Annotated in this window: 24 protein-coding genes; 11 read left to right on the top strand and 13 right to left on the bottom strand. The window is 68.6% G+C overall.

Features of this window, described 5'->3' with window-relative positions:
* Positions 1-82 precede the first annotated feature (82 nt).
* Positions 83-1,435 carry an NADP-specific glutamate dehydrogenase gene (gene gdhA / locus NFC98_RS12595; protein ID WP_254275290.1) on the bottom strand — a complete coding sequence of 451 codons (1,353 nt, stop codon included), beginning with the start codon at positions 1,433-1,435 and terminating at the stop codon, positions 83-85.
* A gap of 303 nt (positions 1,436-1,738) precedes the next feature.
* Between gdhA and NFC98_RS12590 the strand changes: the two genes are divergently transcribed.
* Both NFC98_RS12590 and rlmM read left to right on the top strand, forming a co-directional pair.
* Positions 1,739-2,179 (top strand): DUF2721 domain-containing protein, encoded by a 441-nt coding sequence (locus tag NFC98_RS12590; protein WP_254275289.1) that lies wholly within the window; start codon positions 1,739-1,741, stop codon positions 2,177-2,179.
* Positions 2,176-3,243: a 23S rRNA (cytidine(2498)-2'-O)-methyltransferase RlmM gene (rlmM, locus tag NFC98_RS12585; RefSeq protein ID WP_254275288.1), complete on the top strand. Its 1,068-nt coding sequence runs from the start codon at positions 2,176-2,178 to the stop codon at positions 3,241-3,243. The genes NFC98_RS12590 and rlmM overlap by 4 nt, the downstream gene beginning before the upstream one ends.
* Before the next feature lie 27 nt (positions 3,244-3,270).
* On the opposite strand, the gene NFC98_RS12580 is transcribed toward rlmM, so the two are convergent.
* On the bottom strand, positions 3,271-3,561 hold the full coding sequence (locus NFC98_RS12580) for an antibiotic biosynthesis monooxygenase (RefSeq protein WP_183332693.1): 291 nt from the start codon (positions 3,559-3,561) through the stop codon (positions 3,271-3,273).
* 43 nt (positions 3,562-3,604) lie between these two features.
* Between NFC98_RS12580 and tusA the strand changes: the two genes are divergently transcribed.
* The gene (tusA, locus tag NFC98_RS12575; protein WP_254275287.1) at positions 3,605-3,871 is read left to right on the top strand and encodes a sulfurtransferase TusA; all 267 of its coding nucleotides are present in this window, start codon (positions 3,605-3,607) and stop codon (positions 3,869-3,871) included.
* A 77-nt stretch (positions 3,872-3,948) separates the two neighbouring features.
* Here the strand turns inward: tusA and NFC98_RS12570 are convergent, their stop codons facing one another.
* The 3 genes from NFC98_RS12570 to NFC98_RS12560 all read right to left on the bottom strand — a co-directional run bounded on the left by NFC98_RS12570 (position 3,949) and on the right by NFC98_RS12560 (position 7,253).
* Entirely contained in the window at positions 3,949-4,662 is a 714-nt protein-coding gene (locus NFC98_RS12570) for a hypothetical protein (protein ID WP_254275286.1), read from the bottom strand.
* A gap of 115 nt (positions 4,663-4,777) precedes the next feature.
* Entirely contained in the window at positions 4,778-5,782 is a 1,005-nt protein-coding gene (locus NFC98_RS12565) for a DUF3080 family protein (protein ID WP_254275285.1), read from the bottom strand.
* Positions 5,783-5,804: 22 nt separating this feature from the next.
* Entirely contained in the window at positions 5,805-7,253 is a 1,449-nt protein-coding gene (locus NFC98_RS12560) for an MATE family efflux transporter (protein WP_254275284.1), read from the bottom strand.
* A 124-nt stretch (positions 7,254-7,377) separates the two neighbouring features.
* Between NFC98_RS12560 and NFC98_RS12555 the strand changes: the two genes are divergently transcribed.
* Both NFC98_RS12555 and NFC98_RS12550 read left to right on the top strand, forming a co-directional pair.
* Positions 7,378-7,944, top strand: a complete 567-nt coding sequence (locus NFC98_RS12555) for an elongation factor P hydroxylase (protein ID WP_254275283.1) — start codon at positions 7,378-7,380, stop codon at positions 7,942-7,944.
* A gap of 64 nt (positions 7,945-8,008) precedes the next feature.
* Positions 8,009-10,204 carry a thiamine pyrophosphate-dependent enzyme gene (locus NFC98_RS12550; RefSeq protein ID WP_254275282.1) on the top strand — a complete coding sequence of 732 codons (2,196 nt, stop codon included), beginning with the start codon at positions 8,009-8,011 and terminating at the stop codon, positions 10,202-10,204.
* A gap of 13 nt (positions 10,205-10,217) precedes the next feature.
* Here the strand turns inward: NFC98_RS12550 and NFC98_RS12545 are convergent, their stop codons facing one another.
* Both NFC98_RS12545 and NFC98_RS12540 read right to left on the bottom strand, forming a co-directional pair.
* Complete coding sequence (locus NFC98_RS12545; RefSeq protein WP_254275281.1) at positions 10,218-10,703, bottom strand: hypothetical protein; 486 nt, start codon at positions 10,701-10,703, stop codon at positions 10,218-10,220.
* Position 10,704: 1 nt separating this feature from the next.
* Positions 10,705-11,607, bottom strand: coding sequence for a TatD family hydrolase (locus NFC98_RS12540; protein WP_254275280.1), 903 nt, complete (start codon positions 11,605-11,607; stop codon positions 10,705-10,707).
* A 146-nt stretch (positions 11,608-11,753) separates the two neighbouring features.
* Between NFC98_RS12540 and NFC98_RS12535 the strand changes: the two genes are divergently transcribed.
* Entirely contained in the window at positions 11,754-13,709 is a 1,956-nt protein-coding gene (locus NFC98_RS12535) for an ATP-binding cassette domain-containing protein (RefSeq protein ID WP_254275279.1), read from the top strand.
* 42 nt (positions 13,710-13,751) lie between these two features.
* On the opposite strand, the gene NFC98_RS12530 is transcribed toward NFC98_RS12535, so the two are convergent.
* The gene (locus NFC98_RS12530; protein WP_183332711.1) at positions 13,752-14,204 is read right to left on the bottom strand and encodes a universal stress protein; all 453 of its coding nucleotides are present in this window, start codon (positions 14,202-14,204) and stop codon (positions 13,752-13,754) included.
* Positions 14,205-14,324: 120 nt separating this feature from the next.
* On the opposite strand from NFC98_RS12530, the gene NFC98_RS12525 reads away from it, so the two are divergent.
* Complete coding sequence (locus NFC98_RS12525; protein ID WP_254275278.1) at positions 14,325-14,855, top strand: preprotein translocase subunit YajC; 531 nt, start codon at positions 14,325-14,327, stop codon at positions 14,853-14,855.
* A gap of 9 nt (positions 14,856-14,864) precedes the next feature.
* Here NFC98_RS12525 and slyA read toward each other — a convergent pair whose 3' ends face one another.
* Positions 14,865-15,308 carry a transcriptional regulator SlyA gene (gene slyA, locus NFC98_RS12520; RefSeq protein ID WP_254275277.1) on the bottom strand — a complete coding sequence of 148 codons (444 nt, stop codon included), beginning with the start codon at positions 15,306-15,308 and terminating at the stop codon, positions 14,865-14,867.
* Between the two features lie 66 nt (positions 15,309-15,374).
* A complete protein-coding gene (locus NFC98_RS12515) occupies positions 15,375-16,715 on the bottom strand; it encodes a DUF5924 family protein (RefSeq protein WP_254275276.1) in 1,341 nt (446 codons plus the stop codon).
* Positions 16,716-16,907: 192 nt separating this feature from the next.
* Between NFC98_RS12515 and fadB the strand changes: the two genes are divergently transcribed.
* Together fadB and fadA are read left to right on the top strand one after the other, a co-directional pair.
* The gene (fadB, locus tag NFC98_RS12510) at positions 16,908-19,085 is read left to right on the top strand and encodes a fatty acid oxidation complex subunit alpha FadB (protein WP_254275275.1); all 2,178 of its coding nucleotides are present in this window, start codon (positions 16,908-16,910) and stop codon (positions 19,083-19,085) included.
* A 31-nt stretch (positions 19,086-19,116) separates the two neighbouring features.
* The gene (gene fadA, locus NFC98_RS12505; protein ID WP_254275274.1) at positions 19,117-20,295 is read left to right on the top strand and encodes an acetyl-CoA C-acyltransferase FadA; all 1,179 of its coding nucleotides are present in this window, start codon (positions 19,117-19,119) and stop codon (positions 20,293-20,295) included.
* Positions 20,296-20,385: 90 nt separating this feature from the next.
* Here fadA and NFC98_RS12500 read toward each other — a convergent pair whose 3' ends face one another.
* Together NFC98_RS12500 and NFC98_RS12495 are read right to left on the bottom strand one after the other, a co-directional pair.
* Positions 20,386-21,366, bottom strand: coding sequence for a TAXI family TRAP transporter solute-binding subunit (locus NFC98_RS12500; protein ID WP_254275273.1), 981 nt, complete (start codon positions 21,364-21,366; stop codon positions 20,386-20,388).
* 260 nt (positions 21,367-21,626) lie between these two features.
* Entirely contained in the window at positions 21,627-22,091 is a 465-nt protein-coding gene (locus tag NFC98_RS12495; RefSeq protein ID WP_254275272.1) for a flavodoxin family protein, read from the bottom strand.
* A gap of 73 nt (positions 22,092-22,164) precedes the next feature.
* Between NFC98_RS12495 and NFC98_RS12490 the strand changes: the two genes are divergently transcribed.
* A complete protein-coding gene (locus NFC98_RS12490) occupies positions 22,165-22,641 on the top strand; it encodes a YbhB/YbcL family Raf kinase inhibitor-like protein (protein ID WP_254275271.1) in 477 nt (158 codons plus the stop codon).
* An 11-nt stretch (positions 22,642-22,652) separates the two neighbouring features.
* Here NFC98_RS12490 and NFC98_RS12485 read toward each other — a convergent pair whose 3' ends face one another.
* Complete coding sequence (locus NFC98_RS12485; RefSeq protein WP_254275270.1) at positions 22,653-23,546, bottom strand: LysR family transcriptional regulator; 894 nt, start codon at positions 23,544-23,546, stop codon at positions 22,653-22,655.
* A 122-nt stretch (positions 23,547-23,668) separates the two neighbouring features.
* On the opposite strand from NFC98_RS12485, the gene NFC98_RS12480 reads away from it, so the two are divergent.
* A complete protein-coding gene (locus NFC98_RS12480; protein ID WP_254275269.1) occupies positions 23,669-24,550 on the top strand; it encodes a hypothetical protein in 882 nt (293 codons plus the stop codon).
* The last annotated feature ends 19 nt before the right edge of the window (positions 24,551-24,569 follow it).

Here is a 24,569-nt window from a genome sequence, read left to right as displayed (position 1 = left end):
GGCAGAGAAGGTCATGACCAAGAAAAGCCCGGGCCATCAAGCCCGGGCTTTCTCGATCGTGGAGGTGAAGCAGTGGCGTGGCTTACACCACGCCCTGGTCGATCATGGCGTCGGCCACCTTGCGGAAACCGGCGATGTTGGCACCCAGTACTAGGTTGGTCGGTTCGCCGAACTCCTCGGCAGTGTCGGCGCACTGCTTGTGGATATTGGCCATGATCTCCTTGAGCTTGGCGTCGACCTTCTCGAGGGGCCACTGCTCCATGCTGCTGTTCTGTGCCATTTCCAGCTGGCTGGTGGCTACGCCGCCGGCGTTGGCGGCCTTGCCGGGGCCGTAGGCGATCCTGGCCGCCAGGAAGCGATCCACGGCCGCAGCGGTGGACGGCATGTTGGCACCTTCGCTGATGCAGGTGATGCCGTTGCCCAGCAGCGTCTCGGCATCCGCCTCGGTGAGTTCGTTCTGGGTGGCGCAGGGGAAGGCGATATCGCCCTTGATGCGCCAGACCGCATGGCCGTCGGCCGGGTAGTCGTCGGCCGGGGTGTAGCTGGCCTCCGGGTGCTGGCCGAGATACGCCTCGAGGGAGGTGCGCTTGACCTCCTTGAGCTCCTTGAGCAGGTCCAGGTCGATGCCGCGCGGGTCATGCAGGGTGCCGCGTGAGTCAGAGCAGGTCACGGGGTTGGCACCCAGTTCGTAGAGCTTCTCGATGGTGTAGATCGCCACGTTGCCGGCACCGGATACCAGGCAGGTCTTGCCTTCGATGCTTTCACCGCGAGCCTTGAGCATGTTCTGGGCAAAGTAGACGGCACCGTAGCCGGTGGCTTCCTTGCGGCCGATGGAGCCGCCCCAGTTGAGGCCCTTGCCGGTAAGCACGCCCTCGTATCGCCCGGTAAGCCGCTTGTACTGACCGTAGAGGTAGCCGATCTCGCGGGCGCCGACGCCGATATCGCCGGCCGGGACGTCGGTGGTCGGGCCGATATGACGATGCAGTTCGGTCATGAACGATTGGCAGAAACGCATGATCTCGGCATCCGACTTGCCCTTGGGATCGAAGTCGGAGCCCCCCTTGCCGCCACCGATGGGCAGGCCCGTCAGGGCATTCTTGAAGATCTGTTCGAAGCCGAGGAACTTGATGATCCCGGAGGTGACGCTGGGGTGGAAGCGCAGGCCGCCCTTGTAGGGGCCCAGGGCCGAATTGAACTGAACACGATAGCCCTTGTTCACCCGGACCTTGCCGGCGTCGTCGGTCCAGCAGATGCGGAACATGATCTGGCGCTCGGGCTCGACGATACGCTCGATGATGCTGTGATCATGGTAGTGCGGGCTGCGCTCGAAGAGCGGGCGCAGGCATTCCAGCACCTCTTCGGCGGCCTGGTAGAACTCGGTCTGGGCCGGGCTGCTCTTGCGCAGACTCTCGAGAGTGTCGTGAACGTAGGGCATCGTCGATTCCTGTCGTGTGAAGAGAGTGGTAGGGGTCGCAGCGGTGTCGACCCGGTCTGAAATTGTTTTTCATAGGACCCACAATATAAAGCAATGCACCATTATGCAGCAACTGTATAGGTCATGCGTGGATTAGACATTGATATGAGCCAAAAACGCTTGAAAGTGCCGAATATGTCCGCACCAAGATCGAGCATTGAGGTTTCTTCATAAATGTTTATTAAACGGAGAGGGCGCGATGTCGCCCCTGCAAGGGTCGCGCTGCTATGATGTGCGGCGTTTTTTCCTCTGCGGAGTCCTGCCTTGACCCTGACGACCCCGGCGCTGCTGTTCCCCGCCATCTCGCTGCTGCTGCTGGCCTACACCAACCGCTTTCTGGTCCTTGCCCAGCTGATTCGCAAGCTGGCAGATGAGGAGCGCAATCAGCATCAGGAGGTCAACGCCAGGCAGATCCTGCTGCTGCGCAAGCGCATCTCCCTCACCAAGCGCATGCAGCTGGCGGGCGTGCTGAGCTTCCTGCTCTGCACCCTCTCGATGTTTGCCCTATTTCTCTCCCTCGAGCTGCCGGGCATGGTGCTGTTCGGTGTCAGCCTGGTGAGCCTGTCCGTCTCGCTGGTCTACTCCCTGTGGGAGATCCAGATCTCGACCAATGCCCTGAATGTCCAGCTGCAGGACATCGAGGACCTGTTGGCCGCTGATGCGACAACGCCGCCGGTGCGGCATCGTTCAGGAGAGGAGTCATGACCACACCCTCGGAGCTGCTGTTCTACTGCCGGGCGGGATTCGAGCCAGACCTGGCTGCCGAGGTCACCGAGAAGGCCGCGGCCGCGGGTGGGGCAGGGGAGGCGCTCTTCACCCCCGGGGACGGCTTCGTGCGATTTCGGCTCGACGGTGGCGAGCCGGCCAACGCACTGCACCGGGCATTGCCCCTGGGCTCGCTGGTGTTTGCTCGGCAGAGCCTGGTGGCACTACCGCCGCTCCGGCTCTCCCGTGAGGATCGCCTCTCCCCCATCGTCGATCAGGTGGTGGCCAGTGGCTGGAACTTCGAGTCGTTCTGGCAGGAAACGCCCGATACCAACGACGGCAAGGCCCTGGCCGGGCTGGCCAAGGCGCTGGATCGACCGCTGGCGTCGCTGCTCAAGAAGCGCCGGGCACTGCGCCGCAAGGCCGGCGGGCGCCGCCTGCACCTGCTCTGGAGTGCCGGCGACCGGGTCCAGCTCGGCATGAGCTTCCCCGGCAACCGCAGCGAGATGCCGGGGGGCATTCGTCGGCTGCGCTTCCCCCATGCGGCGCCGAGCCGTTCGACGCTGAAGCTCGAGGAGGCCTGGCACGAGTTCGTGCCACGGGACGAGTGGGACGAGCGGCTGGGGGAGGGGATGCAGGCGGCCGACCTGGGTGCGGCACCGGGGGGATGGACCTGGCAGCTGGTCCAGCGGGGCATGCACGTCTATGCCATCGACAACGGCCCGATGGACAAGGGCCTGATGGCGACCGGGCTGGTGGAGCACCTCCGGGAAGACGGCTTCGTCTGGGCGCCGCCCTGTCGGCTCGACTGGCTGGTCTGCGATATCGTGGACCGGCCGGCTCGGGTGGAGGCAATGGTCGAGCGCTGGCTCATCCGGCGCTGGTGCCGTGAGGCGGTATTCAATCTCAAGCTGCCGATGAAGCGACGCTGGCCGGAGGTCTCGGCGTGCCTGGAGCGCCTCGCGGAGGCGCTGGCCTCGGCCGGCATTGCCGCGGAGGTGGGCTGCCGTCACCTCTATCATGACCGCGAGGAGGTGACGGTGCACGTGCGGCTCCGCGGCTGACACGCACGTGGGGAGGAGCGACGCGACTCAGTGGGTCGTCGGCTCGTAGATGCGGATGCGCTCCTCCTCGGTCAGCAGCGGCAGCAGGCGCTGCATGACGCGAGAGCGCTCCTCGCTGGTGTACCATTCCTTCCAGGCGCGCATGTCGCGCCACTTGGTGATCATCAGACGCCGGTCGCTGTGGCCGAGCTCGACGAGACTCTCGCCGCCGACGAAGCCGCGAGCGCCCAGGGACTGGCGCATGGCTTCACGGGCGGCCTCCTCGTACTCCTCCTCTAGCCCGGGCATGATCCGACGTTCGATAATGATCTTGATCATCTAGCTTGCTCCCTACTGATTGTTCCCAACGACGAGGCCATCGATGGTTGATCCCCGTGACACCCACCCCGAGGGCGCCCCGCCCGATTTCGAGGTCGAGCTCGATACCACCGGGCTGTACTGTCCCGAGCCGATCATGCTGATGCACAACAGGGTGCGTGACATGCATGCCGGCCAGGTGCTGAAGGTGATTGCCAGCGACCCGGCAACCACCCGCGACGTGCCGAAGTTCTGCCACTTTCTCGGGCACGAGCTGATCCATCGGCAGGAGCACGACGGCAGCTACCTCTACTTTATCCGTTTAGGCTAATCCTGTCCGCCCGCCGGGCCCGCGCCTCAGTCGGCCGGGGGCTCGGGGCATCCGGCATCACCAGCAGGGCCCGCGCCTCAGTCGGCCGGGGGCTCGGGGGCATCCGGCATCACCATCAGGGCCAGTGCCTCCAGGGTGGCGGGGTCCTCGCGGCGAATACGGTTGGCGATCTGGCGCTGGAAGAAGTAGACCACCCGATGGCGGCTGTGCCCCGGGTAGAGGCAGGCATCGCCCGGCAGGATGGGGGTCGACTCCACCAGGCGCTCGTCCGCCAGCAGGGCCTCCACGGCGCCGTCGCTGTAGAGCCGCCATCCGAAGACCTGCTTGAGCTGCCAGGGGGTATTCCCCTCGTCCATGCACAGGGCATGGGTGCCCTGGGTCTCGGGGAGCTGCTGAATGAGGGTGACCTGCTCGGTCTCCTCGTAGTCGAAGTAGGCGGCGGCATGCTCGAGTTCCAGCACCTTGTGCTCGGGCGCCACCTCGAACAGCTCCTCCGTCTCGGGGTCCCGGTAGCCGACGAAGCTGCCATGCTCCTCGTCGTCGAGGCGGTGGCAGGGCGTCAGGGCCTCCATCCAGGGAACCAGGCCGACCACCTCACCATCCTCGCGCAGGCCCCATCCCAGCAGGGGCATGCCGTAGAGGGTGTCGGGACTGGAGGCGAGGCGATAGACCATCTCCAGGCCATCCAGCTCGGGGGCGAGGCGAATCAGGCGGCGTCGGGCTTGCTGACGCTGGCGCATGCTCTCGAGGTCGATGACCCGGGCGGAGCGGGGTGACAGCGGGATTCCCATGGTGTCCCTCCACATGCTGCGTGAACTGGCGGCCGGACAGTAGCGCACTGCGTCACTCTTGCACTCTCGCTTCCACCAATAGCACAGTCGCTCCGGGAGGTTAACCCCTGGCGCGTCATCGGCAGCGCCGATCGAGGCGCTCGCGCAGGGTGTCATGTCGCTCGCGGGCAGCCTGGAAGGCGGGCAGCGGCGCCTCCGGTGCCTCCAGCGAGAGCCATCGGCGGCGATAGTCGCCGACGGCCTGGGGGCCAGAGATCTGGGCCTCGAGCAGGGTGTCGATGTCCTGAAGCCAGCTGGTAGCCGCGTCCTCGAGCCGCCTCAGCCAGGCGGCCATGTCGACCGCCGTCGGGGCGTCCTCCTTGCCGGCCGTGTGCGTGCAGCCGTCGTGACGGTCCAGTGCGATCTGCAGCAGGTCGGAGGCCTCCTCGAGGCGCTGTTCGGCCAGCATCAGGGTGCGCAGCAGCTCGGCCGTGTAGGGGCGGGTCTGGAGTGCCTGCAGGTGGCCTTCCAGGCGGTCGGCATCGGGCTGGCGATCCGGCCGGAACTGGTGGCGCGTCAGGTCATGCAGGAAGGCCAGCGCATCGCGTTGGGCAGGCGGTGGTGCCAACGACTCATGAGCCAGCGGTGAACTCACCCGGGAGAAGCTCCTGACCCACTCGTCGGAATCGAACAGCGAGTTCCAGCTGACCCGGGGCAGCTGCTCGGTCTTGATGGCGGCGAGGCGCTCCAGGCGCTCACGGTCGGCCTCGGCGAGGCGCTCCGGGACGTCGCTGGCCAGGCAGGCATCCAGGCGCTTCCAGAGCTCCAGCTCGTAGAGCCAACGCTGGCTGGCGGGGGCCACCCGCCCCAGAGCGCTATTCCGCTCGGCGACCAGGGTGGTGATATGGCACTCGCGCAGGGCGTAGACGTTGAGCATGCCGTCGCGGGTCTCCGGGATCTCCACCAGCCGTTCGCGACGCTCGGGGAAGGCTCCGATGTTGGCGGGGGGGCGGGGCTCGGGGGCCTCCATGCCCAGTCGGGCGGCGAGCGCCTGCTGGTAGTCGATCAGCAGGGTGTCACTGCTGCCCTCGCCGCCGCCGCCGCAACCGGCCAGCAGCAGGGCCGCCACGGCCGTGGCCACCCACCCCTGCCGAAGGGCCGGCCTAGCTGAGAGAGAGGTCGATTCGTCCATGTGCCACCGCCTTGCTGATGCGTCTCAGGCGCTCGCCGAGCAGCAGGGCTGCCGCGGTGAGGCCTCCAATCAGGCCGACCCAGTAGCCGTGAACGCCCATCGGGTCGACCAGGCCGAACAGGCCACGGGTTCCCAGCCAGTGGCCGCCGGCCAGCCCGACCAGCCAGTAGGCCACTAGCGTGATGAACATGATGACCCGGGTGTCCTTGTAGCCGCGCAGGGCGCCCGCCAGGTTGACCTGCAGCGAGTCCGAGACCTGGAAGATCATGGCCAGTATGACCAGCGACAGCGTCAGGCGTTGCACCGCCGGGTCATGGGTGTAGAGCGCGATCACCGGCTCGGCGGTGAGCCACAGCAGCAGGCTGTTGAGGCCGGCGACCAGCAGGGCGATCAGGATGCCGTTCCAGGCCACCCGCCGGGCCATGCCGGGGCGCTGCTGTCCCAGGGTGTTGCCGACCCGCACCGTCAGGGCCATGCTCAGCGACAGCGGCAGCATGAAGAGGATTGAGGTGTAGTTGAGGGCCACCTGATGGGCCGCCACGGTCACCTCGCCGAGGCTGGCAATGAACAGGGCGATTAGCGTGAACAGGGTCACCTCGACGAAGATCGCCACGCCGATCGGCACGCCCACATGGAGCAGTTCGCCGATCATCCGCCAGCGCGGCGGCGTGGGCGAGTGCCAGAGCTCGACCTCGCCGTAGGCGCGGGAGCGACGCGTGTAGAGGGCCATGGCCAGGCTCATCACCCACAGCGAGAGCGCCGTGGCGATGCCGCAGCCCAGGGCGCCCAGCGCCGGCAGTCCCGCCACCCAGGCCGGCAGCCAGTCGCCCAGCAGCCCGGTCAGCCCCTCGCCGCCGTAGATCAGCACGAAGTTGCTGGGGACGTTGACGGCCAGCCCGATCAGGCTGATCCACAGCGAGGGGCGCGTATGGTTCATGCCGTCGGAGAAGGCGCGCAGCGCCTGGAACAGCGCCGCCCCGGGCATGCCGAAGGCGACCGCGGACAGGTAGGCCGCCGAGCGCGTCGCCACCTCCTGGGGGACCTGCATCAGGGCGAAGATCGGCATCACCGCGAACCACAGCAGCAGGCCGGCGGCGATGCCCAGGGCCAGCGCCACCCACAGCGCCTGGTGGACATGGGGCCGGATGCCGGCGACCCGGCGACCGCCGAGCAGCTGGGCGACGATGGGCGTCAGCCCCATCAGGGTGCCGGTCATGAACAGCATCAGCGGCATCCACAGGCTCGAGCCCACCGACACGGCCGCCAGGTCGGTGGCGCTGAGCCGTCCGGTCATCATCACGTCGGCCACGCTCATGCCGGCCTGGGCGAGCTGGGCGCCACAGATCGGCAGGGCGAGGCCAAGCAGCGGCCGCGTCTCCCTGCGGCTGGTGCGTGTCAGGTTGGCGAGTGGGCTGGCCACGGGCGTGCGCTCCCTGCGGTTCGGGGGGTCGTGGAAGCCGGCTATCCTAGCAACTCCCGAGGATTTTCGCCCGCCTGCGCGGCTCGCTATAATGCTCGCCCTTCCCCCCCACCCCGGAGCTCGTGTGACCCACCGCCTCGACGACGTCATCGCCCTGTTCGACGGCCTCTTCCACGACACCTTCGCCACCCGCCTGGTGCGCGGCGGCGACGAGCCGCTCTACCTGCCGGCGAATGCCGACACGCCCTTCCACAGGGTGATCTTCGCGCGGGGCTACTACGCCAGCGCGCTGCACGAGATCAGCCACTGGTGCATCGCCGGCGCGCGCCGGCGCCAGCTGGAGGACTACGGCTACTGGTACCTGCCCGATGGCCGCGATGCCGACCAGCAGCGTGACTTCGAGGCGGTTGAGGTGGCGCCTCAGGCGCTGGAGCGGCTGTTCACCGAGGCCTGTGGGCGGGTCTTCCATGTCAGCGTCGACAACCTCGGCGGCGACGTGGCGGTGGACCGCGAGGCCTTCCGGGCGCGGGTGGAGGCAAGGGCCGACCGCTACCTGGCCGAGGGGCTGCCACGGCGCGCCGCCGCCTTCCGGCTCGCCCTGCAGCGCTTCTACCGGGAGGGTGACCCCCGGGAGGTCGCCATCGCCGCGGGGCGTCGGCGGCTCGAACCGGCCCTTTCCGCCCTGGCCTGATCGCCGGCGACCGGACCGGGCGAAGTCGACTAGGCTGAAGGCGTTCCCCCAGCCGGAGTTCGCCGTGGCCACCGCTTCCCCGCCCCGCACCCCCGAGCCCCTGCCCCAGGAGCAGCGCTTCCTTGCCGCCCTACGCGATGACGATTGGCCGACCCCGGCATCGTCCCTGAGCCTCGACGAGGTTGGACTCGACGGTCCGGCGCTGCTCGAGCTGTTCGAGTCCCAGCTGATGAGTCGCCATCTGGACCTGGAGGCCCGTCGCCTTCAGGCCAGAGGCGAGGGGTTCTACACCATCGGCAGCGCCGGCCACGAGGGCAATGCCGCGGTCGCTCGGGCCTTCCGCCCGAGCGATCCCGCTTTCCTGCACTATCGCGATGCCGCCTTCCTGATCGAGCGCAGTCGCCAGCGTCCCGCCCAGGCCCCGCTCTGGGACCTGCTGCTGAGCTTCGTGGCCTCCCGCGACGACCCGATCTCCGGCGGGCGTCACAAGGTGCTGGGCTCGAAGGCCCTCAACGTGCCGCCCCAGACCAGCACCATCGCCTCTGACCTGCCCAAGGCGGTGGGGGCGGCCCATGGCTTGGGGCTCTGCCGGCGCCTGGGCGTCAGCGGGGAGTGGCCGGCCGAGAGCGTGGTGCTGTGCAGCTTCGGCGATGCCTCCTTCAACCACTCCACCGCCCAGGGGGCGCTCAATGCGGCGGGTTGGGCGGCCTACCAGGGGTTGCCCATGCCGCTGGTAATGGTCTGCGAAGACAATGGCATCGGCATCTCCACGCCCACCCCGGCCGGCTGGATCGAGGCCAGCATGCGCGCCCGGCCCGGTTTCCACTTCCTGAGCGGCGACGGGCTGGACCTGCTCGACAGCTGGCGCGCGGCCCGCGATGCCGAGGCCATCGCCCGCCAGCGCCGCCAGCCGGTGTTCCTGCACCTGCGCTGCGTGCGGCTGTTCGGCCATGCCGGCTCCGATGCCCAGCAGGCCTACCTCTCGGCGGAGCGCATCGCCGCCGACGAGGCCCGGGATCCGCTGCTGGTCAGCGCCGGCCTGCTGCGCCGCCACGGGGTCCTGACGCGGGAGCAGCTCGCCGAGCGTTACCGGGCCATCGGCGACGAGGTGGCGCGGCTGGCCGAGGCGGCGATCCGTCGCCCGAAGCTTGACAGCGCCGCGCAGGTCATGGCCAGTCTCGTTCCACCGTCGCGCCCGGGGCGCGGGCAGCCGGCCCCAGCCCGCCATGAGCGCGAGACCGCCCCGGCCCCCATGGCGAAGCTGATCAACCAGGCCCTGCAGCGCCTGATGGACGGCCACCCCCACCTGGTGATGGCCGGCGAGGACATCGGCCGCAAGGGCGGCGTCTACGGCGTGACCCAGAAGCTGCAGGCGCGCTTCGGCGCCCATCGGGTGATCGATACCCTGCTCGACGAGCAGAGCATCCTGGGGCTGGGGATCGGGCTGGCCCACAACGGCCTGGTGCCGATCCTGGAGATCCAGTTCCTGGCCTACCTGCACAATGCCGAGGACCAGCTGCGCGGCGAGGCCGCCACCCTGAGCTTCTTCTCCGATGGCCAGTATGCCAACCCCATGGTGGTGCGCATCGCCGGGCTCGGCTATCAGAAGGGCTTCGGCGGCCACTTCCACAACGACAACGCCATCGCCGTGCTGCGCGACATCCCCGGGCTGCTGGTGGCCTGTCCCTCCAACGGGGCCGATGCCGTGGGGCTGCTGCAGGAAGCGGTGCGTCTGGCCGACGAGGAGCAGCGAGTGGTGGTCATCATCGAACCCATCGCCCTCTACCACCGCCGCGACCTGCAGCAGGAGGGCGATGACGGCTGGTGCTGCGCCGACCCGGGGCCCGGGTATCGGCTGCCTCCGGGGGAGCCGGGGCAGTGGGGGGAGGGGGGCGACCTGGCGATCATCACCTACGGCAACGGCGTCCTGCTCTCGCGGCAGGCCGCCATTGCCCTGGAGGCCGAGGGAGTCGCCCTGCGCATCATCGACCTGCGCTGGCTGACGGGGCTCGACCACGACGCCATCCACCGCCGGGTGGCCGGCTGCGAGCGGGTGCTGGTGGTGGACGAGTGCCGGCGATCCGGCTCGCTCAGCGAGGCGCTGGTCACCGGCCTGGTGGAGCGCGGCATGGCCGGCGAGCGGCTGGCGCGGCTGACGGCGGAGGACAGCTTCATCCCGCTGGGCCCCGCGGCCACCCTGACGCTTCCCTCGGTGGCGACGATCCTCGAGGCCGCGCGCCGCCTGACGGGGAGGCGCTGATGCAGGGCGCCGGTCAGTCTTCGTCTTCGTCGTTCATGCGCTGGTGCAGGTGCAGCATCACCTCCACCTCGTGCTCCGGGCGCAGCGGCTCGAGCCCCAGCTCGCCGAACAGCTCGCCGCGCGCCCGTGCCCAGTCGCCCGGCGCCAGGGCGGCGTAGAGGCTCTCCGCGGGGGCCAGCTCCACGAAGGGATCCAGGCCATAGGTGTCGAAGAGGCGTGACAGGGCGGCCTCGTCGTCGCTGACGCCTGCCGTGTAGAGGGTGTCGCTGAAGTGGTCGTTCTCCAGCTCGCGGATCACGTCCAGCGGGCTCACCCCCATGGAGGCGAGCTCTTCCAGGCTGTAATCGCCCAGCGATACCGTCTCGGCGTCGAGCCAGTCGTCCTCGGGCTGGATCAGGGTGTGCTTGACGCGCCCGTCGGGCAGCGTCCAGGCGATCGCCAGCGGCAGGCCGCCGTCCTCGCCGGTCTCGACCGCAATGAAGCCGGGTAGGTCGGCCATGTCAGGAGTCCTCGTGTCGGGTGGCTGGGGGGTGAGGGTCCGCCATCGGCAGGCGGAAGAAGGCTCGGGCCGTGCGGGTGGTCGCCGTCGCCAGCTCGGCCTCGTCGATGCCGCGCCAGTGGGCGATCTCGCGCACGATCCACGGCAGCAGGGCCGGCTCATGGCGCCTGCCCTTGAGTTTGGCAGGTAAATTGCGCGGCAGCAGGTAGGGGCAGTCGGTTTCCACCATCAGGCGGTCCAGGGGAATCTCGCCGACCAGCTCGCGCAGGTGGTGTCCGCGGCGCTCGTCGCACAGCCAGCCGGTCAGACCGACATGCAGGTCGAGATCCAGGTAGCCGAACAGGGTGTCGCGATCGGCGGTGAAGCAGTGCACCACGGCGTCACCGATGTCGTCGCGCCAGGCGTGCAGCATCTCGCGCATGCGCCGGCCCGCGTCGCGCTCGTGCAGGAACAGCGGCTTGCCGCTCTGTGCCGCCAGGCCCAGCTGGGCCTCGAAGGCGAGCTCCTGTTCGGCGGGCGTGGAGAAGTTGCGGTTGAAGTCGAGCCCGCACTCGCCCACCGCCACCACCTCGGGCTCGCGGTGCAGGTCGGCCATGGCGGCGGCGAGGCCGGCATCCCAGCGGCTGGCGTCGTGGGGGTGCACCCCGGCGGTGGCATACAGGGCCAGCCCGGTGTCGGCATGGCGGCGGGCCATGGCCACGGCCTGTTCGGCGTGCTCGCGGTCGGTGCCGGTGAGGATCAGGGTGGTGACGTTGGCGGCGCGGGCGCGGGCCAGCACCGTGGGGAGGTCGCGGGCGAAGCTCTCATGGGTCAGGTTGGCGCCGATGTCCACCAGGGGGGCAGCGGCGCGGAAGCGCAGCGCCTGGGGCAGGAAGTCATCGAAGCCGTCGGTCGGTTCAGCCAAGGCGGAGCTCCTGTGGTCGTGATGGCCGGATCGTCGGGGCGCGCCGCAGTTTACTCGGGAACGTCGGCGGTCACCATGGTGGCACGGCCACGGCGGGCCGGAGTTGCGATACACTAGCCGCCTTCGCGATTCGATGAGGTGTGAGCGTGACCCTGCTACGTCTGGAACAGCTGCAACTGGCCTATGGTACCCATGTGCTGCTCGACGGCGCCGACCTGGTGCTGGAGAAGGGCGAGCGCCTGGCCCTAGTGGGGCGCAACGGCACCGGCAAGTCGACGCTGCTCAAGCTGGTCGCCGGCGAGATGCTGCCCGACGGCGGCAGCATCTGGCGCGCTCCGGGTCTGAAGATCGGCGTGCTCGCCCAGGATCTCCCCGAGGCCTCCGGCCAGACCATCTTCGACGTGGTGGCCCAGGGCCTGCCCGAGGCGGGCGAGCTGCTCTCCGAGTACCACCACCTGATCCACGAGGACGAGCCCGACATGCGCCGCATGTCCGAGCTGCAGACGCGCCTCGAGGCGATCGACGGCTGGTCCTTCCACCAGCGCATCGACGTGGTGCTGACCCGCCTGGGGCTGCCCGAGGACGCCGAGATGGCTGCGCTCTCCGGGGGCTGGCGGCGGCGCGTGGCGCTGGCCCGGGCGCTGGTGGCCGAGCCGGACCTGCTGCTGCTCGACGAGCCCACCAACCACCTGGACCTCGACACCATTGCCTGGCTCGAGGAGCAGCTGGCCGCCTTCAACGGCGCCGTGCTGTTCATCACCCACGACCGCGCCTTCCTGTCGAAGCTGGCCACGGCCATCCTCGAGCTCGACCGCGGACGCCTCGGCCGCTATCCCGGCGACTACGCCAGGTACCAGGCCCAGAAGAGCCACGAGCTGGAGGTGGAGGCCCGCGAGAACGCCGAGTTCGACAAGAAGCTGGCCCAGGAGGAGGCGTGGATCCGTCAGGGCATCAAGGCGCGGCGCACCCGCAACGAGGGGCGGGTGCGGGCGCTGGAGCAACTGCGGCGCGAGCGCAGCGAGCGTCGCGAGCGCCAGGGCAAGGCCAGCCTCAGCGTGGACAGCGGCGAGCGCAGCGGCAAGCGGGTGGTGGCCTTGGAGCATGTCACCCAGCGCTTCGGCGACGAGGCGGTGATCCGCGACCTCTCCCTGGAGATCCAGCGCGGCGACCGCATCGGTCTGATCGGCCGCAACGGCGCCGGCAAGACAACCCTGCTCAAGATCCTGCTGGGCGAGCTTTCGCCCACCGAGGGCAAGGTGCAGCTCGGGACCAAGCTGCAGGTGGCCTACTTCGACCAGCTGCGCGGCGGGCTCGAGCCCGAGAAGAGCGTCTACGACAACGTGGCCCAGGGCAGCGACCGGGTCACGGTGGGCGGCCGTGACCGACACGTGATGAGCTACCTGCAGGACTTCCTCTTCACCCCGGAGCGGGTCCGCCAGCCGGTCAAGGCGCTCTCGGGTGGGGAGTCCAACCGCCTGCTGCTGGCCAAGCTGTTCACCCAGCCGGCCAACGTGCTGGTGCTCGACGAGCCGACCAACGACCTGGACGTCGAGACCCTGGAGCTGCTCGAGGAGCTGCTGCTCGACTTCGACGGCACCCTGCTGCTGGTCTCCCACGATCGGGCGTTCATGGACAACGTGGTGACCAGCGTGCTGGCCTTCGAGGGCGAGGGGCGGGTGCGCGAGTACGTGGGGGGCTACAGCGACTGGGTGCGCCAGGGCGGCAAGCTGCCGCCGGCGCCCTGGGAGGGAGCGGCCCGCCAGGGGGCCGAGCCGGCCCAGACCACCGAGGAGATGGCCGAGCAGTCGCCGCTGACCTCGAAGGCGACGGCGGCGAAGGAGCCCTCAGCGGGGGGAGGGAAAAAGCCGGCCAAGCTCTCCTACAAGCTGCAGCGCGAGCTCGACGGCCTGCCGGCCGAAATCGAGCGGCTGGAAGGCAAAGTCGCCGAGTTCGAAGCGAAGGTGGGCGATCCGGCTTTCTACCAGCAGGAGGCCGACGCGGTGACGGCGACCCTGGAGGCCCTCGCCGAGACCCAGGCGGCGCTGGACGCCGCCATGGAGCGGTGGATGGAGCTGGAGGCCATGGCCTCCGGCGACGCATAGGAAAGGCGCCCAGCGGGCGCCTTGGGAGTGGCAGGGAAGCGGTTACTCGGCGCTCTCGCCTTTCTTGCCCACGCGTACGGCGAGCACGTCGCACTGGGCACCGTGCAGTACGCCGGTGGAGGTGGAGCCCAGCAGCAGGGCGAATCCGTGGCGGCCGTGGGAACCGACCACGATCAGGTCCACGCCGTTCTCCTCGGCGAAGCGGTGGATCTCGGTGTCGGGCATGCCCACCAGCACGTGCTGGTCCTCCTTGGCCACATGGGGGTCGGCGATCTCGGCCAGCCGCTGCTTGGCATGCTCGTCGAGCTGGTCCTGGATACTGGTCAGGTCCATGGGGATGTCGCCGCCGTAGGCGAAGCCCAGCGGCTCCAGGGTGTGCATGATCGACAGCTTGGCCTGGTTGCGGTCGGCGATCTGGTGGGCACGCTCCAGCACCTTGTGAGAGTCCTTGGTCAGGTCGACGGCGACCAGCACATGGCGGTATTCGTTGCTCATGGGGAGCTCCTTGGCAGGGGTCCAACGGGTTGGGCAGTATGCCTTCACTCTAGGCCGCGTGGCGTGCCAAGACAACGACTTGTATCAAGATTCACGCATCAACCCTGTCGGGAGAGAGGCATGGCCTGGTTCTTCATTCTATTCGCCCTGATGCTGGTGATCTCACCGGTGATGTGGCTCAAGCCGAGCCCCCGCCAGCGGCGTATCGCCGACCTGCGCAGCCAGGTCATGAGGGCGGGCGTCAGCGTCAAGCTGGAGTCGCCGCCGCTGCATGGCATCAAGACGGCGATGCCGGTCTATCGCTGGCACTACCCGCAGGAGCGGCCGGGTCCCGACTTCCTGCTGGTGCGCGACAGCCATGCCGCCGATGCCCTGAAGCCGTTTGCCCACGGCTGGCGGTGGCGCCACGAGCCCCTGCGGCCCCTGCCCGCCCCCCTGGAGACGCGGCTCAGGTCGCTGCTCGGCCGGCTGCCGCAGGATGCGCTGGTGGTGGAGTCCGGCGCTCGCGCGCTGGGCCTCTGGTGGCACGAGTCCCAGGGCTTCGAGCGCGTCTCGACCTACCTGGAGGATTTCCAGGCGCTGCGCGACGGGCTCGCCGGTCGCCCGGACGACCCGACGGCCGCCTCCGCCTTCGGCGACTCCGGCGAGTAGGACGGGGGATCACTCCTCGGCGTCGCGGGCCTGGATCGCCAGCCCGTTGTCCTCGATGCGCGAGAGCAGCTCGGAGAGGGTGGCCACGTCCTGGTCGCTCAGGCCGGCCAGCATCTCGGCCCGGGCCTGGGTCACTACCTGCTCGATCTGTTCCAGCAGGGGGGTGGCCTCCCGGGTGAGATAGACGCGCTTGGTGCGGCGGTCCTGGTCGCAGGGCTGGCGCTCGATCAGGCCCTGCTCGGAGAGCTGGTCGAGGGTGCGGACCAGGGAGGGTGCCTCGACGCCGATGGCGCGGGCCAGGTCGCACTGGGGCTGGCCGTCACCCAGCCGCCACAGGTGGTAGAGGGTGACCCAGCGGGTCTGGGTCAGCCCCAGCGGTGCCAGGCGCTCGTCGATGATCGCGCGCCACAGGCGTGGCACGCGGCTGAGCTGGAAACCGATGTTCTGATGCATGGGGACTCTGGATTCCAAGGGGCGTCACGGGATTGTCCGAACCCCCCGCGTGGAATGCAAGCAGGCTTACCGTTCGTCCCGTTCGTCCCGTTCGTCACTCGCCCTGTCTTCCGCCGCCGGCTCGGCCGCCTCCCCCGTGGGCAGCGCCTCGCTCGCTTCCCGAGGCGGAGTGTCCTCGGCGGCCTGCGCTGACGGGGTCTCCTCGCCCGGTTCCGGTGGCGGGTCGTCGTCGGTGTCCTCCCGCGGCGCTGCCGACATGCCGGGTACCAGGCGCCGCCAGTCGAGCCCCGGCAGGCCCGGAGGCGACAGCGGCCTGCCGTCGGCCAGGGTGCCCACCTCGCCGTCATCGACGGTGAAGCGCAACACGCCGATCCGCTGTCCGCTGTCGGTCATCACGTCGATCCGCCAGCGCCCTGCGGGGTCGTCCGGGAAGTTTTGCTTGTGGCTCCAGGCCCGGTAGCCCGCCTCGCGGCCGCCCTCGATTACCAGCGGAATGCGGTCGATCACTTCGCCCTGGTGTCGCCACACGTGGAACACCTCCTCCCGCAGCCCCAGCGGTGCGCGAATCGCCGTGTAGGCGTAGAGCCCGCTGCCGGACAGCGCCTCGGGGGTCAGCCTGAGGCTGCCCAGCGGCGCTCTGGCCTCGCTGTCGAAGCCCGGTGACAGCGCCATGGCACTGATCCACAGGTTGGCCGGCGGCACCCAGACCCGCCCGAGCCAGGCGGCCCCGGCCAGCACCGGCAGCAGTGCCATGATCATCACCCAGCGCCGCGGCGTCTCGCGGCCCAGCAGGTGCAGCAGGCTCGGCAGGCTGAACAGCAGCATGGCGGCGAGCGCCAGCTTGAGGCTCTGGCCGGTGGTCAGCTTGAGCATGATCGGCAAGGTGACCAGCACCACCAGGAACACGCACTGGGCGTGAAAGGCGAAGTAGAGCCAGCGGAAGCGGTCCGCCACCCGGTAGTAGAGCGGGTCGATGATGGAGAACAGCGCCATGCCGAGCAGCAGCAGGGTGAACAGCGCCTGGCCGCTGCTCCAGACGGTGGTGGCGAGCAGGAAGGGCAGCGAGAAGAACAGCGTCTCCTGGTGAATCATCTGGGCGATGAACAGGGTGACGCCATGGGGCAGGGTGGGGTAGCCGCGGCGCGCCAGCAGCCGGCCGATCAGGCTCTCGGAGAGCAGCAGCAGCCAGGCAGCCAGCATCCCCAGCGCCAGCAGCGCCCCCAGCCACTGCTGGCGATCCACCAGGAAGAAGCTGCCGAGCCCCGCCGCGAAGGCGGCCGGGGGCCATAGCCAGCTCCAGGGGCGCAGCCGTTCCACCAGGCGCTCGACCCGCTGCTGGAAGGCATGCAGCTGCGGGGGGCTTCGCGGCGGATCGTCGGGCACTGGGCCGGCTGAGGGGCGTGGCATGGAGGTCGGCTATCCTGATCGAGGTGAGGAAGTGACGCGCCAGGTTGTTACCTTAGCAGCGTTCGCCGGTGGCGGTATCGTGCGCCCCTGTTGCGTGGGTGGCAGGCGATGATGGGAGGGGTTGACGTTTGCGCAGGAGTGAACCAAGCTGTGCGCATTCAAACGGCCGTATGAAATCGGGAGATTCGCGGAATGATCTATCAGGGCAATGCCATCACGGTGACGCGCGGCGACGACATCGCCACGCTCACCTTCGACCTGAAGGATGAATCGGTCAACAAGCTCTCCAGCGCGGTAGTGGCCGAGCTCGACGACGCCGTCAAGGCCATCCGGGCCGAGAGCGGCCTCAAGGGGCTGATGCTGACCAGTGCCAAGGAAGCCTTCATCGTCGGGGCCGACATCACCGAGTTCCAGGGCATGTTCGGCAAGGGCAGCGACTTCCTGGTCGAGATGCTCGAGCGTGTCCACGGCATCTTCAATGCCATCGAGGACCTGCCGTTCCCCACCGTCACCGCCATCAACGGCCTGGCGCTGGGGGGCGGCTGCGAGGTGCTGCTGACCACCGACTTCCGGGTGATGAGCGACAAGGCCCAGATCGGTCTGCCCGAGACCCAGCTGGGCATCCTGCCGGGCTGGGGCGGCTGCGTGCGCCTGCCGCGCCTGATCGGCGCCGACAACGCCATCGAGTGGATCGCCGGCGGTACCCAGAACCGGGCCGATGCCGCCCTCAAGGTGGGGGCCGTGGACGCCGTGGTGCCCGGCGAGGAGCTCGAGGCCGCCGCCCTGGATATCCTCGCCCGGGCCAACGCCGGCGAGCTCGACTACCGGGCCCGCCGCCAGGAGAAGAGCCAGCCGCTCACGCTGGGTCCCATCGAGCAGATGATGGCCTTCGAGACCGCCAAGGGCTACGTGGCCGGCAAGGCGGGTCCGCACTACCCGGCACCGGTGGAGGCGATCAAGGTGATCCAGAAGGGCGCCGGCGAGGAGCGCGCCCGAGCCCAGGCCATCGAGGCCAAGGCGTTCGCCAAGCTGGCGCTCTCCGACGTGGCCTATAACCTGGTGGGGCTCTTCCTCAACGACCAGGTGGTCAAGAAGAAGGGTGCGCGGTTCGAGAAGCAGGCGCGACCGGTCAGGCAGACCGCTGTGCTCGGTGCCGGGATCATGGGCGGCGGCATCGCCTACCAGAGCGCCTCCAAGGGCACCCCGATCCTGATGAAGGACATCAAGGAAGACGCCATTGAACTCGGCCTCAAGGAGGCGCGCAAGCTGTTCGCCAAGCAGGTGGAGCGCAAGAAGCTGACCACCGAGCAGATGGCCGAGAAGCTGAGCAACATTCGCCCCACCCTCTCCTATGGCGATTTCGGCAACGTCGACCTGGTGGTCGAGGCGGTGGTCGAGAACCCGAAGGTCAAGGACGCGGTGCTCACCGAGGTGGAAGGCCGGGTGGGGGAGGAGACCATCCTGGCCTCCAACACCTCCACCATCTCCATCACCCGCCTGGCGCAGAACCTCAAGCGCCCCGAGAACTTCTGCGGCATGCACTTCTTCAACCCGGTGCATCGCATGCCGCTGGTGGAGGTGATCCGCGGAGAGAAGACCTCTGACGCGGCGGTGGCGGCCACCGTGGCCTATGCCCGCGCCATGGGCAAGACGCCCATCGTGGTCAACGATTGCCCGGGCTTCCTGGTCAACCGCGTGCTCTTTCCCTACTTCGGCGGCTTCAGCCAGCTGATGGCCCAGGGGGCCGATTTCCAGCGGGTCGACAAGGTCATGGAGAAGTTCGGCTGGCCCATGGGTCCCGCCTACCTGCTCGACGTGGTGGGCATGGACACCGCGGTGCATGCCGGCGAGGTGATGGCCGAGGGCTTCCCGGAGCGCATGGGCAGCCTGGGCGGTGACGGCGAGCAGAAGAGCGCCATCCAGGCGATGTTCGAGAACGACCGCCTGGGCCAGAAGAACGCCAGGGGCTTCTACGCCTACGAGGAGGACCGCAAGGGCAAGCCGAAGAAGGTCCGCGACGAGGCCGCCATCGAGCTGGTCAAGGGCGTGGCCAGGGAGAGCCGCGAGTTCTCCGACGAGGAGATCATCAGCCGCATGATGGTGCCGCTCTGCCTCGAGACCGTACGCTGCCTGGAGGATGATATCGTCGGCAGCCCGGCCGAGGCGGACATGGCGCTGATCTACGGCATCGGCTTCCCGCCGTTCCGCGGCGGCGCGCTGCGCTACATCGACGCCATGGGCGTGGACGCCTTCGTCAAGCTGGCCGATGGCCTGGCCGAGGAACTGGGGCCGCTCTACGCCCCCACCGAGAAGCTGCGCGCCATGGCCGCCGCCGGCGAGACCTTCTACGGCGCCCCGGCCCAGGCCTGAGCCCCCCACCACGAACAGGAGTAACAGAACGATGAGCTTGAACCCGAGAGATATCGTGGTGGTCGACGGCGTGCGGACCGCCATGGCCAAGGCCAAGAACGGCGCCTTCCGCCACGTGCGCGCCGAGAACCTCTCCGCCGCGGTGATGGAGGCGCTGCTCGAGCGCTCGCCCGGCGTCGACCCCGGTGAGATCGATGACATCCTCTGGGGCTGCGTCAACCAGACCCTGGAGCAGGGCATGAACATTGCTCGCAACGCGGCGATCCTGACCCGCATTCCGCGCAGTGTGCCGGCCCAGACGGTCAACCGCCTGTGCGGCTCCTCCATGAGCGCCCTGCATACCGCCGCGGCCAACATCAAGGCCGGCATGGGCGACGTCTACCTGGTGGGTGGCGTGGAGCACATGGAGCATGTCGCCATGACCCACGGCGTCGACGTCAACCCGGCGGCCAGCAAGCACGCTGCCAAGGCGGCGATGATGATGGGCCTCACCGCCGAACTGCTGGGCAAGATGCACGGCATCTCCCGGGAGGACCAGGACGCCTTCGGCGTGCGCTCCCACCAGCGCGCCCAGGCCGCCATGGAGAAGGGCTACTTCGACAACGAGATCATCGGGGTGGAGGGCCACGACCAGCGCGGCTTCAGGGTCCGGGTCCAGCGCGACGAGGTGATCCGCAGTGACGCCAGCCTGGAGAAGATGGCCGAGCTCAAGCCGGTGTTCGACCCGCGCGGCGGCACCGTCACCGCCGGCACCTCCTCCGCGCTCTCCGTGGGCGCCTCGGGGATGCTGGTGATGAGCTACGAGCGTGCCCAGGCGCTGGGCCTCGAGCCCATCGCCCGGGTGCTCTCCACTGGCGTGGCCGGCTGCGACGCCTCGATCATGGGCTACGGCCCGGTGCCGGCCTCCAGGAAGGCGCTCAAGGCCGCCGGCCTCGCCGCCGACGACATCCAGACCGTCGAGCTCAACGAGGCCTTCGCCGCCCAGGGCCTGCCGGTGCTCAAGGACCTCGGCTTCCTGGAGGCCATGGACGACAAGGTCAACCTCAATGGCGGCGCCATCGCCCTGGGCCACCCGCTGGGCTGCTCCGGGACCCGCATCTGCACCACCCTGCTCAACGTGATGCAGCAGCGGGACACCACCCTGGGGCTGGCCACCATGTGCATCGGCATGGGGCAGGGGGTGGCCACGGTGTTCGAGCGCCTGAAGTAGCCGAGCGCCGGCGGCAGGCCGGCGCCCTCGACATCGCCCACGCGCCGGCGGCACCCCTCGGGGTGCCGCCGGCGTCGTCGTCCTGGCGGGTCAACGGATCACTTCCGCGGTCATGGCGCCGTCGTCGAGCCAGCCCTGTTCGCGGTAGTAGCGCAGGGCCCCCTCGTGGAGCGGGGCGGTGAGCCCATCGCGGATCATCGCCTGCGGGGTGAGCATGCCGAAGGCAGGATGGTGGGCCTTGAAGCGCTGGAAGTTGTCGAAGACCCCGGCGACCAGCCGGTAGACCTGTTCCGGGTCGGTGTCGGCCGAGGCCACCAGGGTGGCCCGCACGCCAAAGGTCCTGACGGCCGGCTGGTCGGGGCCGTACAGGCCGCCGGCGATCCAGGCAGGGCTGAAGAACGGATAGGCCTCGACCAGTCGGTCGATGGCGTCGCCTTCCACGTCGATCAGCTCGGCATTGCAGAGGCGAATGGCCTGGGCCACCGACGCGTTGGGGTGGCCCACGGTATAGACCATGGCGTCGATGTTGCCGTGGCAGAGTTCCATCGCCTGCTGGTCGGCGGGCAGGTCGTTGACCATGCGGAAGCTGCTGCGGCTCCAGCCCCGACTATCCATCAGGCGCAGCATGGTGCCGCGCTGCCCCGAACCGGGATTGCCGATGTTCACCGAGCGCTGCAGCAGGTCGTCGAAGGCGTGGATCCCGGCATCGCGACGCACCACCAGGGTGAAGGGTTCGCTGTGCAACGAGAAGAGCGAGCGCAGGCCGGCATCCGGCCCGGCCGCACGGAAGGCCTCGCTGCCGTTGACGGCATAGAAGTGGATGTCCGACTGGGCCAGCGCCACCTCCACGTCTCCCTGCCGCACGGCCCGCAGGTTCGCGCTGGAGCCGTCACTGGATTCGGCGGTGCAGGGAATGTCCACCACCCGGCAGATGGCGCGTCCGGCGAGGTGGTAGACGCCGGCTGGGCTGGCCGTGGCGATGGTCAGGGAAGTGTCGGCTTGCGTCGATGACGGGGCCCAGAGGAACAGGCTGGTCAGGCCGATGGCCAGCAGCCCAGTAGATCGTTTCATGACTCACCTCGCGCTGCGTGAGCCGACCAGGGACGAGCATGACCAAGAGGGCCGGGTGGAAGCCGAAGGCGGGGTGACTTCTCTGCGTTGCTGGTCGACGGGCGGTATTGTTGTGTTGTTGTGCTTGTCTTGTTATCGCTTGATCAGGCGGTGCCGTTTTAGCAACGTCTTGATTATGCCTGCGTAGTCAGACGCTCCTTGATGTATAGCAGCCACCAAGGAGCGGGAATGGCGTTTAAACGAAATTTAATCGCATAAACTTAGAGGATTCCGGACTCGAGCCCCGCGGCCATGGCCATGCTCAGCTCCTCCACCTGCTCGACGAAGGCGGTCTGCCACTCCCCGCGCAGCAGCAGCGGCGCCTGGACCCACCGCCAGCGCAGCCCGGTGACGATGCCCTCCACGGCTCGGCGGGTGCCGGTGCCGTCGTGGCCGGCACGGATATAGAGCGCACAGGGCAGGCCCTGCTTCTCCTCGAGTACCGGATAGTAGGAACGATCGAAGAAGTCCTTCAGGGCGCCGCTCATGTATCCCAGGTTCTCGGTGGTGCCGAGCAGGATGGCGTCGCAGGCCTGCACGTCTTCGGGGCCGGCCTCGAGGGGGGGCTTGACCACCACCTCCACGCCCTCGATCTCGAGGTGGCGGGCGCCCCGCTCGGCGGCCTCGCGCAGGCTGAGGGTATTGGGGGAGGGGGCATGGGCCACGATCAGCAGACGCTTGTTCATGTTGACAGCTCCTGGGCATTTTCCGAGGCTGAGGTGGTTTGCACTCGTTACCTATCGTTCAGGAGGATCCACGATGGCATTTGCCCTGTCGACCATGCGGCTCACCAGCCCCGCCTTCGAGGATGGCGGCGCGATTCCCGCCATCCACACCGGGGAGGGCGATGACCTTTCCCCGGCGCTGGCCTGGCAGGGAGCGCCGGAGGGGACCAAGAGCTTCGCGGTGATCTGCCACGACCCGGATGCGCCCCTGGTGCAGCACGGCGCCTACGGTTTCGTGCACTGGGTGCTCTACAACCTGCCGGCCTCCACCACCTCCCTGGAGGAGGCGACCCGCGCCGGCACCCGCGGCAAGAATGACTTTGGCAAGACGGGCTACGGCGGGCCCATGCCGCCCGAGGGGCACGGCCTGCACCGCTACTACTTCTGGGTGCTGGCGCTGGACAAGGCCACCGGCCTGCCCGAGGGGCTCAAGCTGCGCGACCTGCTCACCCAGGTCGAGCCCCACCTGCTGGGCATGAACCGCCTGGTGGGCACCTATCGGCGCGGGTGAGCCTGCGCCGGTCACTCGCCCCGGTCGAGCGCCTCGGCCGGCCGGGGGGACGCCACCGTCTCGTTCCCGGTCACCATGGCCTCGAGCTCCTGGCAGAACGCCTCCAGTGCCTCGCTGGTGTGGCCGGGGCGGCGATGCAGTTCGATCTCCACTCGGCCGAGGGGCGGCAGCCCCTCCTCTTCTCCGACGATGCGGCACCCTTCCGGTACGCTACGGGGAGTCTTGACCGTCATGGCCAGCCCCGCCTGTACCGGCAGATTGATCCCCGTGGGTGACTGGCTCACATAGCGCATCTCCCAGCGTCGCGCCTCCCGGCCCAGCGCCGACAGGGCATGGGCGCGGAAGATGCACCCCTCCGGATTGAGGGCCAGCGGGAGGAGCTCCCACTCCTCGGGCCGACGATCCTCGGCCACCACCCAGACCATGGGCTCCCAGCCCAGCAGCTGTCCCGACTGGGTCGGGGCGTGACGAATCGACAGCACCACATCGAGCAGCCCCTCCTGGAAGGTCTCCACCAGCGAGGCGCTGATGTTGCAGTGAACCTCCAGACGGGCAGTCCGGTAGCGCTCCGCGAAGCGAGGCAACAGTTCCGGTAGATAGGTCGCGGCCTGCTCTTCGGATGTGCCGAAGCGGATCAGTTCGCCCCGGGAGAGCTGTCCCAGGGCCTCCCGGGCCTCATCCTCCAGGGTCAGCATATGCCGCGCATAGGGCAGCAGCCGCTCACCGGGACCGGTCAGCATCACGCTGCGACTGGTGCGCTGGAACAGCGACTTGCCCATCTGGTCCTCCAGGCGCTTGATCTGCAGGCTGACGGCCGACTGGGTACGGTGCAGGACCTTGCCGGCGGCGCTGAACCCCTCGCACTCGGCCACGGTGACGAAGGCACGCAGCAGGTCGGTATCCATATCAATGAGCCTCTTCAATGGGTTGTATCTCAAGCATTCATTTAAATTATGAATCCGTCGTCACTACCCTGTCCATACGACACGTCAATACCTGACTTCCCTGACGACAGGAGAGACCACCGATGCACGCCACGGCCGAGCGACAAGCGACCGACTCCCTGGACGGCCTGATCGACCTGGCCCGCTATCCCCTCCACGACCTCGACAGCCCGGCGGGGCGCGATCTGATCGCGCAGTGCCGTCGCCAGCTCGACGAGGACGGCTGCGTGGTGCTCAAGAACTTCGTTCCCGAGGAAGCGCTGGCACGCCTCGAGCGCGAGACCGAGCGCCTCTCGCCGCAGGCCCACTACAACCAGACCGAGACCAACCCCTACAACAGCGCCGGGGATCCCGAGAAACCGGCCAGCCACCCGTTGAACCGCTTCGACGACCGCACCAACGGCTTCGTGGCGGGCGACCGTATCGATGGCGACACCATCATCCGCCAGGTCTATGAGCATCCCGGCTTCCAGCGCTTCATCGGCGCCGTGGTGGGCATGGAGGAGATCCACCAGTACGCCGACCCGCTGGCCGACCTGGTGGTCAACGTGCTGCGCGAGGGCTGCCAGCATCCGTGGCACTACGACACCAACGAGTTCATCGTCACCATGATGACCCGCCAGTCCCACGGCGGTGGCCGCTTCGAGTACGCCCCGGGCATCCGCAGCCCCGAGGGCGAGAACTTCGACGAGGTGGAGAAGGTGATCGACGGCGACCGCTCGCGCCTCAAGTCCCTCGAGCTGCAGCCCGGCGACCTGCAGGTGTTCTTCGGCCGCTACTCGCTGCACCGGGTCACCCCGGTGGAGGGCGACCGCGAGCGCCATACGGTGATCTTTGCCTACGCCAAGGAGCCGGGCTTCATCGGTCGCCCCGAGCGCGCCCAGCGCATCTTCGGGCGCATGGCGCCGGTCCACGAGCGGCTCCTCGAGGAGGGCATGAACCGCACCGACAGCCTGGTTGACTGAGCGCCTGCCCGGCATCCCT

It is taken from the genome of Halomonas sp. 3H (assembly GCF_024206005.1).
GTDB lineage: Bacteria > Pseudomonadota > Gammaproteobacteria > Pseudomonadales > Halomonadaceae > Halomonas > Halomonas campaniensis.
This window is presented reverse-complemented; position numbering and strand designations above follow the sequence as displayed.

Bases quoted from the DNA above. Each gene is read 5' to 3' on its own strand.
- tusA (WP_254275287.1), top strand. From the start codon at position 3,605: ATGGTTGATCCCCGTGACACCCACCCCGAGGGCGCCCCGCCCGATTTC.
- NFC98_RS12480 (WP_254275269.1), top strand. From the start codon at position 23,669: ATGCACGCCACGGCCGAGCGACAAGCGACCGACTCCCTGGACGGCCTG.
- NFC98_RS12515 (WP_254275276.1), bottom strand. From the start codon at position 16,715: ATGCCACGCCCCTCAGCCGGCCCAGTGCCCGACGATCCGCCGCGAAGC.
- rlmM (WP_254275288.1), top strand. From the start codon at position 2,176: ATGACCACACCCTCGGAGCTGCTGTTCTACTGCCGGGCGGGATTCGAG.
- NFC98_RS12495 (WP_254275272.1), bottom strand. From the start codon at position 22,091: ATGAACAAGCGTCTGCTGATCGTGGCCCATGCCCCCTCCCCCAATACC.
- NFC98_RS12580 (WP_183332693.1), bottom strand. From the start codon at position 3,561: ATGATCAAGATCATTATCGAACGTCGGATCATGCCCGGGCTAGAGGAG.
- NFC98_RS12490 (WP_254275271.1), top strand. From the start codon at position 22,165: ATGGCATTTGCCCTGTCGACCATGCGGCTCACCAGCCCCGCCTTCGAG.
- slyA (WP_254275277.1), bottom strand. From the start codon at position 15,308: ATGCATCAGAACATCGGTTTCCAGCTCAGCCGCGTGCCACGCCTGTGG.
- NFC98_RS12500 (WP_254275273.1), bottom strand. From the start codon at position 21,366: ATGAAACGATCTACTGGGCTGCTGGCCATCGGCCTGACCAGCCTGTTC.
- NFC98_RS12545 (WP_254275281.1), bottom strand. From the start codon at position 10,703: ATGGCCGACCTACCCGGCTTCATTGCGGTCGAGACCGGCGAGGACGGC.
- NFC98_RS12530 (WP_183332711.1), bottom strand. From the start codon at position 14,204: ATGAGCAACGAATACCGCCATGTGCTGGTCGCCGTCGACCTGACCAAG.
- NFC98_RS12485 (WP_254275270.1), bottom strand. From the start codon at position 23,546: ATGGATACCGACCTGCTGCGTGCCTTCGTCACCGTGGCCGAGTGCGAG.
- gdhA (WP_254275290.1), bottom strand. From the start codon at position 1,435: ATGCCCTACGTTCACGACACTCTCGAGAGTCTGCGCAAGAGCAGCCCG.
- NFC98_RS12570 (WP_254275286.1), bottom strand. From the start codon at position 4,662: ATGGGAATCCCGCTGTCACCCCGCTCCGCCCGGGTCATCGACCTCGAG.
- NFC98_RS12525 (WP_254275278.1), top strand. From the start codon at position 14,325: ATGGCCTGGTTCTTCATTCTATTCGCCCTGATGCTGGTGATCTCACCG.
- fadB (WP_254275275.1), top strand. From the start codon at position 16,908: ATGATCTATCAGGGCAATGCCATCACGGTGACGCGCGGCGACGACATC.
- fadA (WP_254275274.1), top strand. From the start codon at position 19,117: ATGAGCTTGAACCCGAGAGATATCGTGGTGGTCGACGGCGTGCGGACC.